Raw genomic sequence first — 13,681 nt, 5'->3', positions numbered from 1 at the left:
TGGGCTTAAAAATTAATCGGCAATGAAAAACGAAAACGTTATAATTCCAAATTTGTGCAACGGTGTGTTCTAAAGAACAATAAAGGAATTCGTCAGGGAGAAAGTTTTATAGCGTTTTAAATTGCTTATTTTTGTCTGCTTAAATACAGAACTATGAAAACTGCTTATCAGCAAGAAGAGTTAATAGATGTTCTGGAGGCTGTTGAAACCACTGACCTCATGGACCTGGTGGTTTTTAATGATGATGTGAACACTTTTGATCATGTAATCGATACGCTCATCCGCGTGTGTCGTCACACACCAGAACAGGCAGAGCAGTGTACGTTGTTGGTCCACTTCAAGGGCAAGTGCGCCGTGAAAAACGGCAGCTTCGATTTCCTCAAACCTATGCGTGAGGCGATCTGTGAAGCGGGCATTGATGCGAGGATCCTGTAAATCGCCGTCGCGATCTTTCTATCTGTAAACGAAAGTGGAATATCCTTCCAAACTCATCGAAGAGGCTGTTAACCAGATCTCCAGGCTGCCGGGCATTGGCAAGAAAACGGCTTTACGGCTGGTGCTGCACCTCATCAAAGAAAACGAGCAGAACACTTATGCATTAACGGAAGCGTTGAACAACCTTCGCTCCAAGATCAAGTTTTGCAAATCGTGCTTTAATATCTCCGATACCGAAGTATGCACCATCTGCGCCAGCCACCGGCGTGAACGCAGCATCGTTTGTGTTGTAGAAGACACCAAAGATGTGATGGCCATCGAAAATACCGCCCAGTATACGGGGCTGTATCACGTGCTGGGTGGCGTGATCTCGCCCATCAATGGCATCGGCCCCGGCGACCTGAAGATCGAGCACCTCATCTCACGCCTGAATCACAACCAGTCGGAGATCAAGGAGGTGATCCTTGCACTCAGCCCTACCATGGAAGGCGACACTACTGCCTTTTATATCAACAAACGCATCAAAGACCTGCCCCTGAAAGTTTCTGTTATTGCCAGAGGTGTGCCTGTTGGTGGCGACCTGGAATATGCAGACGAGATCACGTTGGGGAGGAGTATTCTGGGACGCACACTGTTCAATTAGTTACCAGTTGCCAGTCGCCAGTTACCGGTTCGTTCGAGTGTCGTAACTTTTTCCGATCTACATATTGAGGTGAAATTGTAAAAGTGAAACCGTGCACCTCTCTCAACTGGCCATCCGGCAAACTGGCAACTGGCAACCAAGAAACAACTACCGTACGTTAGCGGGCTCTCAACTTTAAACTTTGAACTTTAAACTTGAAATTTGGATTTCGAATCCCGTTCTTTGTTCGCTTTCAAAAAAATTTTCGTTATGAACAAACTTTCCAACCGGATCGAGGCTATTGAAGAGTCGGCCACACTAGCGATGGCTGCAAAAGCCCGGGAGTTTAAGAACAAAGGCATTGATGTAGTGAGCCTGAGCCTGGGTGAACCTGACTTTAAAACTCCGCAGCACATTTGTGATGCTGCCAAGAATGCCATCGATGAAGGAAAGTATTTTGCCTATCCTCCTGTAGCCGGATACCAGGACCTGCGTGAAGCGCTGGCCTCGAAATACCAGAAGGAAAACAACGTTCCCTATAAAGCAGAGAACATCGTTGTTTCCAATGGTGCCAAGCAGTCTATCGCCAATGCCATGCTCGCGCTGCTCAACGCCGGCGACGAAGTGATCGTGTTCTCTCCTTACTGGGTGAGCTACGATGCACTCGTGCGGCTGGCAGAGGCAACACCGGTGATGGTGAAAGGTGGCATCGAGAACGACTTCAAAGTAACCGCTGCCCAGGTAGAGGCTGCCGTTACCTCGAAGACCAAGGTCATTATCTTCTCTTCTCCCTGTAATCCTACAGGCACTGTCTTTTCAAAGCAGGAGCTCGAAGCCATTGCCAAAGTAGTTGTTAAGCACAACCTTATTGCCATTGCCGATGAGATCTATGAACATATCAACTTCACCGGTGAGCGGGTGAGCATTGCCGCCTTCCCCGGTATGTTTGAAAGGACTATCACCGTGAACGGGTTTGCAAAAGGATATGCCATGACCGGCTGGCGCGTGGGATACATCGCTGCTCCGAAGTGGATCGCTGACGGATGTAACAAAGTACAGGGCCAGATCACTTCGGCCAACTGTTCCATCGCCCAGCGTGCAGCCCTTGCCGCCATCAGCGGTGACCAGGCCCCTACCTATAAAATGGTGGACGAATACAAAAAGCGAAGAGAGATCGTTTATAACTTGCTGAAAGAAATCCCGGGTATCAAATCGAATTACCCGCAGGGCGCGTTCTATTTCTTCCCTGATGTAAGCGCTTACTACGGCAAGTCTGATGGCACAGTTACCATCAAAGACGGGGACGACTTCTGCATGTATATGCTGGAGAAGGCGCACGTATCGATGGTTCCCGGCGGCGCCTTCGGTGACCCGAAATGTGTGAGGCTGTCGTACGCAGCATCCGAGAAAGATCTGCGCGAAGCGATGAAAAGGATTGGGGAAGCGTTGGGTAAGTTGAAGTAGTTGAGTCCACGGACCACGGACGATGGTCCACGGCAGAGCAGTAGGCAGTAGGCAAATGGGCAGTAGGCAAAGGATTGAGAATAAAATCTAAGCGCCGCCTCCGGTTCAAATGAACGAGGGCCGGCGCTTTTCGTAAGCACGGTATGCTGATTTAACACTACCCGTCTGTGGTCTGTCGACTGTGGACTGTGGACTTTTCTTACCTTTGTCAGCGTATGGCCACAATGCTTCGTAAAAGGTTCCTGGTTTCTTTCCTGCGCCTCACCCGCGTGTGGAACCTGCTCATTCTGGCGTTGTCTCAGTACTTTACGGCAGCCATGCTGATCTCGACTGCAAACGTTTTCGACGTGCGGTTCTTTCTGCTGGTAACCTCCACGTGTATGATCGCTGCGGCGGGCTACATCATCAACGACTACTACGATGTGAAGATAGACCTGGTGAACAAACCCGAGCGGGTAGTGATCGGCCAAGGCATTACGCGGCGGTATGCTATTCTTTTGCACACGGTGCTTTCCATTTCCGGTGTAGCAATCGGCGTGTTCCTCGACTGGCGCATCGGGCTCATCAATTTCGTCTCCGCCTTTTTGCTCTGGTGGTATTCCAACGACCTCAAACGTCAGCCTTTCATCGGCAACCTTGTGGTGGCCATCCTCACCGCTTTGTCTATCATGATCGTGGATACGTTATACAAGACGGGCAACTACCTGATCTTTATCTACGCCTCTTTCGCTTTCTTCATCACGCTCATCAGGGAGATCATCAAAGACATGGAAGACCTGAAGGGAGACAATACTTTCGGATGCAGAACGCTGCCTATCATCTGGGGACTAAGAAAAACAAAACTTCTCATTTACAGCATTATCTTTCTCTTTTCACTCACAGTGCTGGCCTTCAACCTTTTTTTTGTCAGGTTGCCGCTCTATTACTTCATACCCTTTCTCTTCATTCCCCTGCTCTGGCTGCTTTTCAGCCTGATCCGTGCCGACACAAAAAAGGACTTTGCATGGCTGAGCAGTTTTTGCAAAGTGATACTGCTGTTGGGTGTATTAAGCATGGCGTTTGTATGAATGGAGGATTCTTTGCGTTCTTTGCCCTTTAAGTTATAGTTGAATGTCGTCACCCGAAATCCGTATTGCGGTACTCGTCTCCGGAAGCGGCTCCAATGCCGAAGTCATCATCCGTTATTTTAAGGATCATCCACGCATTAAGGTTGCCCTCTTGCTCAGCAACAACCCACAGGCCTATGCGCTGGAGCGCGCCAGGCGGCTGGAGGTTCCCGCCAGGGCTTTCTCACGCGAAGACTTTAAGGAAGAAGGCGCAGTGCTTCAATGGCTGAAGGAAGATAAGATCACCCACATTGTGCTCGCGGGTTTTCTATGGCTGATCCCCCGTTACCTCATCACCGCCTATCCCGACAGGATCATCAACATTCACCCCGCGCTGCTGCCCAAGTTCGGTGGCAAAGGTATGTACGGAGCCAAAGTACACGAAGCGGTAAAGGCCGCCGGTGAAACCGAGACCGGCATCACCATCCACCTGGTGAACGAACATTACGACGAAGGGCGAACGCTTTTCCAGGGGCGGTGCAAGGTGGAAGACAATCATTCACCCCTCGAGATCGCCGCCTGCGTGCAGAAGTTGGAACACGAGCATTATCCCAGAGTGATTGAGCGTTGGACAACTGGAGAGATGTAAGCCACAAGTTATGAGCTGCGAGCTGCCAGGAATACAAGCACGGTCTCGAGGCTCGCGGCTAACGGCTCGCAGCTAATTCCGCATATGCCCTTACGGGGAAAGTACCTACACCTTTAAACTTCGGAGGAACGGCGTTGAAGTAAAAGTCGCGGGCAGGCAACTGGTCAAGATTACAAAGGTGTTCAACGATGAGGATACCGGCTTTCAGCAGGGTTGTATGCACGGGCCTGCTCCGGGTACGGGTGTCATCAATATTATGTGAGTCGATGCCCACCAGCAACGCTCCCCGATCGCGCAGGTATACCGCAGCCTCCTCCGTTAAAAAAGGATGATTCTCAAAATAAGCATCGGTACGCCAGTGCCTGCTCCAATTGGTATTCACCAGCACCGCCTTGCCATTGACATCCATATTTTCAAAGAAACTTTTACCGATCGCGATGCCTTTGCTGTGATCTACCGTAACAACAATACCTTCGAGGTGGGCGAACCGTTTCAGCTCCACTTCGCTCAGGTCTTTTCCATCGGCATAACGGTGAAAAGGACAATCCACGTAAGTGCCTGTGTTGGCAACCATCTCAATTTTTCCGATCTGGAATTCTGTGCCGGGTTCATAGAGCGCGCGTGAGTTCTCACGGCTCAGGTAGTCGCAAATAACCGGGGCAGGTAGCCCTTTGTAGGTGATCATACCATCCTCAATGGTATGGCTCAGGTCGATCAGTTTTACAGGCATAGTGGTCAGGCTTTCTTTTCGAGGGTGATCAGCTGAAAATCTTCAGACTTCGGGAAGTCATTGAATATATTACGAATGAACTCGTTCGGGGCGGCAAGCTTGCGTTTGCTGAGATCCATCCACGCACCATCTATGTTCAGGATGGCAGCGAGTGTGCCGTCAGCTTTCTTGAAGTGATGGCGCAGGCTCCAGCGTCCAAAGTCTTCGGTGGTCTTTACCAGCGCAACGTCAAGGGTGATCTGGTCTTCGAGCAGCACTTCACGCCTGAAGATGGCCTCCTCGCGGAAGAGGATGGGGCCTAACATAAACTCTTCAAGCTTTTTGGTGGTGAGTCCACCGCTGCTCAATACATTCATGCGCATGGCGGCGCCGTAATCGTAATAAACAGAATGGCGAAGGTGACGGTTGGCATCGATATCCGCCCAGCGGATCTGGATGGTCTGGGAGTACTTTGTCATAGGTAAAGTTACGTAAATAGTGAGTTGTCGGTTGCCAGTTGCCAGTTGCCGGTTAGAGTTTCAAGTTAGAAGTTTAAAGTTGAAAGTTTAAAGTTTCAAGTTAGAGGTTGGAAGTTAAATTGTGCTGTGTCTTTTGGTGATAAATATCCAAGGCGATGTGACGGCTGAAATGAAGATATATATACACGGCTAACTGCAGTATATTCATCTCCTTTAAATTAATTTGTAAATTGAGCGAATATATTCAAATCAAAACATTCCGCATGAGCATTAACACGAAAATGAAGAGGCTTGCGTTGCTCGAAAATTTCACGCATTATGTTACAGCTTTTGTGATTGTGATGAAAGGTCTCGATAAAGCTGAAACGCCCGGGAAAATGGGGTACGCATTGATCTTTTTCCTCATCGGGATCCTGATCATTGCCGGAACTGCCTTTCACCACAAGGCTGAACGGTTACTGAAGCATTTCAAGGCTTATGTCTATGTTCTCGAGGCCGTGGTGATGTCTATCGTTGGATATCTCTACGCCAAAGATGGAAAAGCGCTGATCCAGTATGTTTGCTTCGCCGCTGCCGCCATGTTCATTGTTGCGCTGGTTGTCTACGTCCGCAAAGGCAGTAAGGTGAGTGCCACGCACACACACTAGTTGTGAAAAAGTTGACGGCTTCAAACTCAATCGAGTTTATGTTCGAAGGGTTGTGTTAATTACCAGGAACGCCTCCCGGGCCTCCCGATAGCCATCGGGACCGCATATTCATCCCGGCCTGCACCGTATCCGCACATGCCACTGCCAGGCCAAAGATACGCTGAGGTCCGGTATGAATATGCTGTGGGTTTAATACAATCCGGTTTATGTAATCACATGAGTATTGACAAGTAGCCTCCTGAACTGGCAACTTGTAACCGGCAACTGGCAACTAACTCACGGCGTGTTCACCTCATGAAACCCATCTTTCACGCTGGTGTTGTCTGTCCAGCTCATGGGGTAGTTCTTATCGAGGAACTCGAGGGAGTCGGTGGTGAGGTGAAGTGGTCTGAAGGTATCGATCATCACGGCAAGCTCATGGGTCTCTTTGGCGCCAATGCTTTTTTCAACGGTGCCGGGATGTGGTCCGTGGGGAAGTCCGCCGGGATGCAACGTAAATGAACCGCGCTCGATGCCTCTCCGGCTCATGAAGTTCCCTTCAGCATAATACAACACTTCGTCGCTGTCGATATTACTATGATTATAAGGTGCGGGTATGGCCTGCGGATGATAATCGAATAACCTCGGCACAAAGGAGCAGATCACAAAGTGGTGTGTCTGAAAGGTCTGGTGCACTGGCGGCGGCTGATGAATGCGTCCTGTGATAGGCTCAAAATCGTGAATGGAAAAAGCGTAGGGCCAGAGAAATCCGTCCCAGCCCACCAGGTCGAGCGGACTGTGGTCATACACATAGTGGTGAAGGTATCCCTGCTTTTTGATCTTCATCAGGAACTCACCTTTGCTGGTATCGGTGACCAGCTCATGCGGAGGCCTGATGTCGCGCTCACAATAAGGTGAATGCTCCAGCAACTGACCGAGCTGGTTCCGGTAACGTTTCACGGTCTCTACCGGCGAAGACGACTCAATAATGAGCAGACGGAGCGGCCCCTCTTCAAACTCGAATTTATAGATCACGGTGCGTGGAATGACAACGTAATCTCCCTGCCGCACTTCCAACCTTCCGAACTGCGAGATCAGCGCACCTTTACCATCGTGAATGTAGATCACCTCATCGCCTTCGGCATTCTTATAGAAGTAGTCCATCCTGCGTTGCTTCGGCGAGCAGATCGAAATGAGGCAATCGTTGTTCATGAGCAACACCTTGCGCGCGCCCAGGTAATCGTCGCCGGTAGTAGCCACCTTTGACGTGTTCAGGTGTGTTTGCCGCAAGGCGTAGTCGTCTATTCTTTTAGGGCCGAACTTCACCGGCTCTTCCAGCTGCTTGATACGGGTAGGCGGATTGATATGATAGAGGTTGGAGTAGATGCCGGAAAAACCTTCTGAGCTCACCAGCTCTTCTTTATACAGGCTTCCGTCCGGCTGCCTGAACTGCGTATGACGCTTCGGAGGAATGTTGCCTAATCGGTAATAGTACATAACGCGATGGTTTATGATCAAAATTAAACAATCCCGGAATGGTTTATCGCCATTCCGAATCCTCTTCTGTAAAAAGGGATTTCACCAAATAAAAAATCCCGGCCCTTATAAAAAGACCGGGATCGGTAAATTTTTATTTCCTGTTTACAGCTTCGAACGGTCGAGCTCGGCAGGGATCCTGTCAAAGAGCTTCACAGCCTGCTGAAACACTTCGTTGGTCTCATTATATACAGGGTAAAATCCTTCATTGCCCCACACCTTGCGCGCGATCTGTGCTTTCACGTGAACCTGGAACAGCTTTTTCTTCTCGCGCAATTCCTCGCGGTCGGCCTTCACTTTATTTCGCTCTCCTACCCTCATAAGCTCGGCCAGCATATCATCGGTAACCACAAATTTCCGGAGGTACTGTTCCAAACCTTTCTGCTCGAGTTGTTCTTTATGATCTTCGGCATATTTGAAAGTATATTCCTGGATAGCGGTTGATGTATAGAGCTCGTTGAGGTAGTGGCTGTTCAGCGATGTATCGAGCGGCACAAAGTAATCGGGCATGATGCCACCACCGCCATAAACCTTGCGACCGTTCATGGTAAGATATTTCAAAGTATCGTTGAACTTGATGCTGTCTGCATGGAAGAACTCGCCGTGGTTGTAACGGCTGATGATATCGCGTGAGTACTCATCTTCATCTTCATAAGGCTTCTGAATGGAGCGGCCACTTGGTGTATAATACCGTGAGATGGTGAGGCGCAGCTCAGAACCGTCGCTGATATCGAACGGCGATTGCACCAATCCTTTTCCGAAGCTTCTGCGGCCTACCACCAGGGCGCGGTCGTTATCCTGTAAGGCGCCTGCGAGGATCTCCGATGCCGAAGCGCTTCCTTCGTTCACGAGTACGATAAGGTCGCCCGTTTCAAAATCGCCCTTGCCGGTAGACAAAGCTTCTGCATTGTACTTCCGCTCTTTTCCTTTTTGTGAAACGATCCGTTTACCGGCAGCGAGAAATTCATCTGCCATATCGATGGCCATGTTCATGTAGCCGCCGGGGTTGCCTTGCAGGTCGAGCACAAGCTTCTTCATGCCCTTATCCTTGAGCTTCTTCATAGACGCCTGAAACTCTTCATAGGTGGTGGCAGAGAAACGGTTCACCTTGATATAGCCGGTCTCATTGTCTACCATATAGGCAACATCTACAGAGTACTGTGGAATTTTATCCCTGATGATGTTGTAGTCGATCTGTTTTTCCCTGCGTTGGATGGTGACCTTCACTTCCGTGCCTCGTGGCCCTTTGAGCGCTTTCATCACGTCAGTGGTGGTAACGCCGATGCCGGCCATATTCTTATCGTCGACCTTTACGATCTTGTCGCCCGACTGGATACCCAGTGCCTCTGACGGCCCACCACTGAGTGGAGAAACCACCACGATAGTATCGTTGAAAATATTGAATTCAATGCCGATGCCGTCGAAATTGCCTCTCAGATCTTCATTGGCGGCGATACGGTCGGTTGCGGGGATGTAGGCGGAGTGTGGGTCGAGCTTTTGCAGGATATGCTGAATGGCGTCATCCACCAGCTCGGAGGTGTTGACGGTATCTACATATTCCTGTTTGATTTGTGTGAGGACCTCCCTGAATTTCTGTATGTCCTGGTTTACGTCTGTGGTGTGTTTGTCTGTATTTAAGGTAGCTCCCACAAATACGCCTGCTGCGAGGCCCAGGCAAAGCACAATGGGAAGCCTGATCTGGTATTTTGAATTCTGATTCATACGTCTGCTTTAAGCGCTATAACAGTAAATAATATAACGAAGTGCTAAAATAATTGTTGGCATGAAAATCTAAAGGCTTATAAAAGCCGGTTTCGGCAAATAAATTACTTTTGAAAAACGGTTTTCTGGTTATATTTACAAGATCCATGAACAAGACAGGCCTGAAAGATAAGCTCATCGCGGAACTGGTTGACCAGAACTATGTTCACGCGTATGTATTGTTCTATTTCGGGATCAAATTTTACGAATATTCCGAATTCACCCTCGAACAGGTCTGCAAGCAGCGTGGACTGAAGGTTGACCAGGTGGTAAAAGAGCTGGAGGCGCCAACACATCTGCATGAAGCAGACCTGCCGCTGGTATCTTATCCGATAGACCTGATCATCGAATACCTTAAGCACTCGCATTTTCTCTTCATCAAGCACAAGCTTCCTTATATCGCCCGGCTGGTGGAAAGCTTCAAGGCACACCACGACGACTATCAGCCTGTGGAGCGCGACCTGAAGCTGGTGTTCCCGCTTTTTGTGGAGGATTTTATCGAGCATATCTACGAAGAAGAAGATACTTTATTCAATTTCATTATTGCGCTCGAGCGGGCATCCAAGGGCAGTTATCTTCCCGGCAAACTCTATTATCTGTTGGAAAAAAATTCCGTTCAGAAATTTGCCATCGAGCACGAGGCGCACGACGATGAAATGGAAGGCATCCGCAAGATCACCAAAAATTATATCCTCAGCTCCAACGCGCCGCTTCACGTAAAAGTGATCTACAACGAGCTGAAGGCTTTCGAAAAAAGTCTCATCACCCACGCCCGCATCGAGAATGAGATTCTCTTCCCGAAAGCCATGGCCATCGAGAACAAAGTGCGCAAGGCCTTCTTCGAAAAAGCCACCCTGAACTAAGTCTCCACTTTTATGGGCAGGATCGTCGCCATCGACTACGGACTGAAAAGAACGGGCATTGCCGTTTCAGATCCCCTGCGCATCATCGCCACACCGCTGGATACCGTGGACACTGCAACCCTCCTTACATTTCTGACCCGCTATGCGCAGCAAGAGACTGTTGACGAGTTCGTAGTAGGCATGCCCAAAACGCTGCTGAACAAAGACTCGGAGATCGCCCCTTACGTGAGAAAATTTGTAGAAGAGCTAACGAAGATCTTCCCCCAGAAACCGGTTCACCTGGCAGACGAGCGGTTCACCAGCACCATGGCCCAACGCGCCCTTATAGAAGGCGGCATGAAAAAGAAAGACCGGCAGGTGAAGGGTAATGTGGATAAGATCAGTGCTACGATCATACTTCAGTCTTTTATGACTAGTAGGCAGTAGGCATCGGACAGTAGGCAATCAGTCCACGGTCGACAGTCAACAGTCCACGGCCCTGCAGAGAACGTCGTTGTAATCGTACCTCGTCATTCGTACCTCGTACCTTCTGTAAGTCCTTCACTGTCAACTCGTGCAAATCTTCGAATCCGGTATTTAATCCTGTTCATTCTGTAAATCTTTAAAATCCTGTTTAACTTTGGAGGATGATTTACCCGATAGTAGTGTACGGCGACCCTGTGCTCAGGCAACGCGCGAAAGAAATTCCGACAGGAACTGACCTGAAACAGCTGGTTGGCGATATGTTCGAGACCATGTATGCGGCCAGCGGCATTGGCCTGGCTGCCCCCCAGATCGGCAAGAGCGTGCGGCTTTTTGTGGTTGATGGATCGGCCCTGGAAGAAGAGCCCGACATGGAAGGTTTCAAAAAAGCGTTTGTGAACCCGGTGATGCTGGAAGAGCTGGGAACGCCCTGGGAGTTTGAAGAAGGCTGCCTGAGCATTCCGAACATACGCGAAAAAATATCGAGGAAAGAAAAACTGCGCATCCGGTATTACGACGAAGACTGGAACCTGCATGAAGAGGCGTTCGACGGCATGAAGGCGCGCATCATCCAGCATGAGTATGACCACATCGAAGGCAAGCTCTTCCTCGATTACCTCACACCCCTCAAAAAACGTTTGCTCAAAGGCAAGCTCTCTGACATCACCAAAGGGAAGGTGGATACCGAATACCGGATACTGGCACCCAAGAAATAACCAGGATTAGAGGATTAACAGGATTAAACAGGATTGAATACCGAATGATGAAGAAAAACCCTGATATTAATCCAGTCAATCGTGAAAATCCTGCATAATCATGATCGTACAGTCAAGACTCCCCGATATCGGCACTTCTATTTTCGCGGTGATGTCGAAGATGGCGTTGGAACATGGAGCCATCAATCTATCACAGGGATTTCCGGACTTTGCTTTGGATGATACCATCATTCACCTGGTGCACCGCTACATGATGGAGGGCAACAACCAGTATGCACCTATGCCCGGGGTGCCTGCCCTGCGACACATCATTGCCGAAGTGATCATGCACACCTACGGACACAAGGCCGACCCTGAAACTGGCATCACCGTAACAGCCGGGGCAACGGAAGGCATCTTCTCGTGTATTTCGGCATTCATCAACCCCGGTGATGAGGTGATCCTTTTCGACCCGGCTTACGACAGCTACGATCCGGCTATACGTCTCAACGGAGGCATACCTGTTCAGATCAACCTGCGCTTCCCAGGCTTTTCAATCGATTGGGATGAAGTGAAGAAGAAGATCACGCCCCGAACGAGGATGATCATGGTGAACACACCTCACAACCCGAGCGGAGCCGTGTTGCAGGAAGAAGACCTGCAGGAGTTGGAGCGGCTGGCCCTGAAGCACAACCTGATCGTGTTGAGCGATGAGGTCTATGACAGGCTTATTTATGACGGCATTCCCCACAGAAGTGTGCTTACCCGGCCCGGGCTGGCGGCGCAGAGTGTGGCCATCTTCTCATTCGGCAAAACCTTTCACGCCACGGGATGGAAAACCGGGTATGTGGTTGCGCCGGAGAACCTCACCCGCGAGATCCGCAAAACACACCAGTTCATTGTCTTCGCCGTAAACACGCCCGTGCAGATGGCCCTGGCCGAATACATGAAGAACCCCGACCACTACCGGAACCTGGGGAACTTCTATCAGCGCAAGCGCGACTTTTTCCTTGAACAGATCAGGGGATCTTCTTTTGAACCGTTGCCCTGCCATGGATCGTATTTCCAGGTGGTGTCTTACCGGAATATTGCCAGCACGGGAGACGTTGGGATGGCTGAAACACTGACCAAAAAATTCAAGGTTGCTGCCATCCCGGTATCGGTTTTTTACCAGGATAAGACCGACAACCGGCTGCTCCGGTTCTGCTTCGCCAAAAAAGAAGAGACCCTGGCAAAAGCGGGGGAGATCCTAAAAAAGATCTGACTCGAATTCATTTCCCGCTGATTGCGCAGATTTACGCAGATTTTGAAAATGAGGTATCTGCGCTAATCCGCGAGATCTGCGGGAAAAAGAAGGCACGCGCGTTAGATGGGACCCCACGCCCGAAATTTTCTTAGACATTTTGCCCCCCTTTCGTTTTCTTTGCGGTCCGATGACTTTTCTCCGGGCTCCCGGGGACCCGGGAACAAACCACTACGACATATGCAGGACCTGAAAATCACGCTTATTCAATCCGATCTTCATTGGGAAGAAATTGAGGCCAACCTGGCGATGTTCGAAGAAAAGATCTGGCAGATCGGCGCCAACACCACCGATGTGATCGTCTTGCCCGAGATGTTTACCACCGGCTTTACCATGAATGCCCCCCGGCTTGCCGAGCACATGAACATGCGCACCTTCAAGTGGATGAAACAGATGGCCGACCAGACCGGCGCGCTGATCCTGGGCAGCTATATTGTGAGGGTGCACGACCGCTATTATAACCGGCTGCTGTGGATGGAACCAGGCGGTGTCTACCGCACCTACGATAAACGCCACCTCTTCAGGATGGACAATGAACATAAGACCTACGCGGCCGGAGAAAGCCTGCTGATAGGCACCTGGAAGGGCTGGAGGATCTGCCCGCTGGTGTGCTATGACCTGCGTTTCCCCGTGTGGAGCCGCAATAAGTGGGACCATGCCGCCAAAAAGCTGTCGTACGACGTGATGATCTACGTAGCCAACTGGCCCACCATCCGCATCGATGCCTGGAATACCCTGCTGCGCGCCCGCGCCATTGAGAACCTTAGCTATGTGGTGGGCGTGAACCGCGTTGGCCAGGATGGTTCCGGCGTGGAATACAACGGCAATTCGGCCGTGATCAGTCCGAAAGGTGATCCCATTTTCACGAACGAAGGTATGGAGACCACCCGCACCCTGGAGCTCAACGCCAACGCGCTCCATGCATTCCGCGACCGTTTTCCTGCTTACCTCGATGCCGACGATTTTGTGATCGAGTTTGAAGAATACGAGGAGAGTGACCAGATCACCGGCTGATCCGTAGCAACCTTAGG

At 50.1% G+C, this 13,681-nt stretch carries 15 protein-coding genes; 11 read left to right on the top strand and 4 right to left on the bottom strand.

Annotation, left to right across the window (positions count from 1 at the left end; all coding sequences use genetic code 11):
* The first annotated feature begins 153 nt into the window (after nucleotides 1-153).
* The 5 genes from KK083_RS22145 to purN all read left to right on the top strand — a co-directional run bounded on the left by KK083_RS22145 (nucleotide 154) and on the right by purN (nucleotide 4,216).
* Entirely contained in the window at nucleotides 154-435 is a 282-nt protein-coding gene (locus KK083_RS22145; protein ID WP_254167684.1) for an ATP-dependent Clp protease adaptor ClpS, read from the top strand.
* 34 nt (nucleotides 436-469) lie between these two features.
* Nucleotides 470-1,078 (top strand): recombination mediator RecR, encoded by a 609-nt coding sequence (gene recR, locus KK083_RS22140; protein WP_254167682.1) that lies wholly within the window; start codon nucleotides 470-472, stop codon nucleotides 1,076-1,078.
* A gap of 249 nt (nucleotides 1,079-1,327) precedes the next feature.
* Nucleotides 1,328-2,521: a pyridoxal phosphate-dependent aminotransferase gene (locus KK083_RS22135; protein WP_254167680.1), complete on the top strand. Its 1,194-nt coding sequence runs from the start codon at nucleotides 1,328-1,330 to the stop codon at nucleotides 2,519-2,521.
* Nucleotides 2,522-2,736: 215 nt separating this feature from the next.
* On the top strand, nucleotides 2,737-3,588 hold the full coding sequence (locus KK083_RS22130; RefSeq protein WP_254167679.1) for a geranylgeranylglycerol-phosphate geranylgeranyltransferase: 852 nt from the start codon (nucleotides 2,737-2,739) through the stop codon (nucleotides 3,586-3,588).
* A gap of 43 nt (nucleotides 3,589-3,631) precedes the next feature.
* On the top strand, nucleotides 3,632-4,216 hold the full coding sequence (purN, locus tag KK083_RS22125) for a phosphoribosylglycinamide formyltransferase (RefSeq protein ID WP_254167678.1): 585 nt from the start codon (nucleotides 3,632-3,634) through the stop codon (nucleotides 4,214-4,216).
* 58 nt (nucleotides 4,217-4,274) lie between these two features.
* Here the strand turns inward: purN and KK083_RS22120 are convergent, their stop codons facing one another.
* A complete protein-coding gene (locus KK083_RS22120) occupies nucleotides 4,275-4,946 on the bottom strand; it encodes a cyclase family protein (RefSeq protein WP_254167677.1) in 672 nt (223 codons plus the stop codon).
* Between the two features lie 5 nt (nucleotides 4,947-4,951).
* On the bottom strand, nucleotides 4,952-5,404 hold the full coding sequence (locus tag KK083_RS22115) for an acyl-CoA thioesterase (protein ID WP_254167676.1): 453 nt from the start codon (nucleotides 5,402-5,404) through the stop codon (nucleotides 4,952-4,954).
* Nucleotides 5,405-5,667: 263 nt separating this feature from the next.
* On the opposite strand from KK083_RS22115, the gene KK083_RS22110 reads away from it, so the two are divergent.
* On the top strand, nucleotides 5,668-6,051 hold the full coding sequence (locus tag KK083_RS22110) for a hypothetical protein (protein ID WP_254167675.1): 384 nt from the start codon (nucleotides 5,668-5,670) through the stop codon (nucleotides 6,049-6,051).
* 276 nt (nucleotides 6,052-6,327) lie between these two features.
* On the opposite strand, the gene KK083_RS22105 is transcribed toward KK083_RS22110, so the two are convergent.
* Together KK083_RS22105 and KK083_RS22100 are read right to left on the bottom strand one after the other, a co-directional pair.
* Nucleotides 6,328-7,527 (bottom strand): homogentisate 1,2-dioxygenase, encoded by a 1,200-nt coding sequence (locus tag KK083_RS22105; protein WP_254167674.1) that lies wholly within the window; start codon nucleotides 7,525-7,527, stop codon nucleotides 6,328-6,330.
* 144 nt (nucleotides 7,528-7,671) lie between these two features.
* Nucleotides 7,672-9,288: a S41 family peptidase gene (locus tag KK083_RS22100; protein WP_254167672.1), complete on the bottom strand. Its 1,617-nt coding sequence runs from the start codon at nucleotides 9,286-9,288 to the stop codon at nucleotides 7,672-7,674.
* Nucleotides 9,289-9,434: 146 nt separating this feature from the next.
* On the opposite strand from KK083_RS22100, the gene KK083_RS22095 reads away from it, so the two are divergent.
* The 5 genes from KK083_RS22095 (at nucleotide 9,435) to KK083_RS22075 (ending at nucleotide 13,664) form a co-directional block, all read left to right on the top strand.
* The gene (locus KK083_RS22095) at nucleotides 9,435-10,190 is read left to right on the top strand and encodes an iron-sulfur cluster repair di-iron protein (RefSeq protein WP_254167670.1); all 756 of its coding nucleotides are present in this window, start codon (nucleotides 9,435-9,437) and stop codon (nucleotides 10,188-10,190) included.
* Nucleotides 10,191-10,202: 12 nt separating this feature from the next.
* On the top strand, nucleotides 10,203-10,616 hold the full coding sequence (ruvX, locus tag KK083_RS22090) for a Holliday junction resolvase RuvX (RefSeq protein ID WP_254167668.1): 414 nt from the start codon (nucleotides 10,203-10,205) through the stop codon (nucleotides 10,614-10,616).
* A 200-nt stretch (nucleotides 10,617-10,816) separates the two neighbouring features.
* Nucleotides 10,817-11,368, top strand: coding sequence for a peptide deformylase (gene def / locus KK083_RS22085; protein ID WP_254167666.1), 552 nt, complete (start codon nucleotides 10,817-10,819; stop codon nucleotides 11,366-11,368).
* A 100-nt stretch (nucleotides 11,369-11,468) separates the two neighbouring features.
* The gene (locus KK083_RS22080; protein WP_254167664.1) at nucleotides 11,469-12,611 is read left to right on the top strand and encodes a methionine aminotransferase; all 1,143 of its coding nucleotides are present in this window, start codon (nucleotides 11,469-11,471) and stop codon (nucleotides 12,609-12,611) included.
* A gap of 219 nt (nucleotides 12,612-12,830) precedes the next feature.
* Entirely contained in the window at nucleotides 12,831-13,664 is an 834-nt protein-coding gene (locus KK083_RS22075) for an amidohydrolase (RefSeq protein ID WP_254167662.1), read from the top strand.
* Nucleotides 13,665-13,681: the final 17 nt, after the last annotated feature.

Origin of the sequence: Chryseosolibacter histidinae (assembly GCF_018598225.1) — a bacterium.
Classification (GTDB): Bacteria; Bacteroidota; Bacteroidia; order Cytophagales; family Cyclobacteriaceae; genus Chryseosolibacter; species Chryseosolibacter histidini.
The sequence above is the reverse complement of the archived record's forward strand: the minus strand, read 5'-3'. Positions and strand labels throughout refer to the sequence as shown.

What these genes read in the sequence shown, in the direction of transcription:
- KK083_RS22135 (WP_254167680.1), top strand. Translation starts at nt 1,328, where the DNA reads ATGAACAAACTTTCCAACCGGATCGAGGCTATTGAAGAGTCGGCCACA.
- KK083_RS22080 (WP_254167664.1), top strand. Translation starts at nt 11,469, where the DNA reads ATGATCGTACAGTCAAGACTCCCCGATATCGGCACTTCTATTTTCGCG.
- KK083_RS22095 (WP_254167670.1), top strand. Translation starts at nt 9,435, where the DNA reads ATGAACAAGACAGGCCTGAAAGATAAGCTCATCGCGGAACTGGTTGAC.
- def (WP_254167666.1), top strand. Translation starts at nt 10,817, where the DNA reads ATGATTTACCCGATAGTAGTGTACGGCGACCCTGTGCTCAGGCAACGC.
- KK083_RS22075 (WP_254167662.1), top strand. Translation starts at nt 12,831, where the DNA reads ATGCAGGACCTGAAAATCACGCTTATTCAATCCGATCTTCATTGGGAA.
- KK083_RS22100 (WP_254167672.1), bottom strand. Translation starts at nt 9,288, where the DNA reads ATGAATCAGAATTCAAAATACCAGATCAGGCTTCCCATTGTGCTTTGC.
- KK083_RS22115 (WP_254167676.1), bottom strand. Translation starts at nt 5,404, where the DNA reads ATGACAAAGTACTCCCAGACCATCCAGATCCGCTGGGCGGATATCGAT.
- ruvX (WP_254167668.1), top strand. Translation starts at nt 10,203, where the DNA reads ATGGGCAGGATCGTCGCCATCGACTACGGACTGAAAAGAACGGGCATT.
- KK083_RS22130 (WP_254167679.1), top strand. Translation starts at nt 2,737, where the DNA reads ATGGCCACAATGCTTCGTAAAAGGTTCCTGGTTTCTTTCCTGCGCCTC.
- KK083_RS22120 (WP_254167677.1), bottom strand. Translation starts at nt 4,946, where the DNA reads ATGCCTGTAAAACTGATCGACCTGAGCCATACCATTGAGGATGGTATG.
- KK083_RS22105 (WP_254167674.1), bottom strand. Translation starts at nt 7,527, where the DNA reads ATGTACTATTACCGATTAGGCAACATTCCTCCGAAGCGTCATACGCAG.
- KK083_RS22145 (WP_254167684.1), top strand. Translation starts at nt 154, where the DNA reads ATGAAAACTGCTTATCAGCAAGAAGAGTTAATAGATGTTCTGGAGGCT.
- KK083_RS22110 (WP_254167675.1), top strand. Translation starts at nt 5,668, where the DNA reads ATGAGCATTAACACGAAAATGAAGAGGCTTGCGTTGCTCGAAAATTTC.
- purN (WP_254167678.1), top strand. Translation starts at nt 3,632, where the DNA reads ATGTCGTCACCCGAAATCCGTATTGCGGTACTCGTCTCCGGAAGCGGC.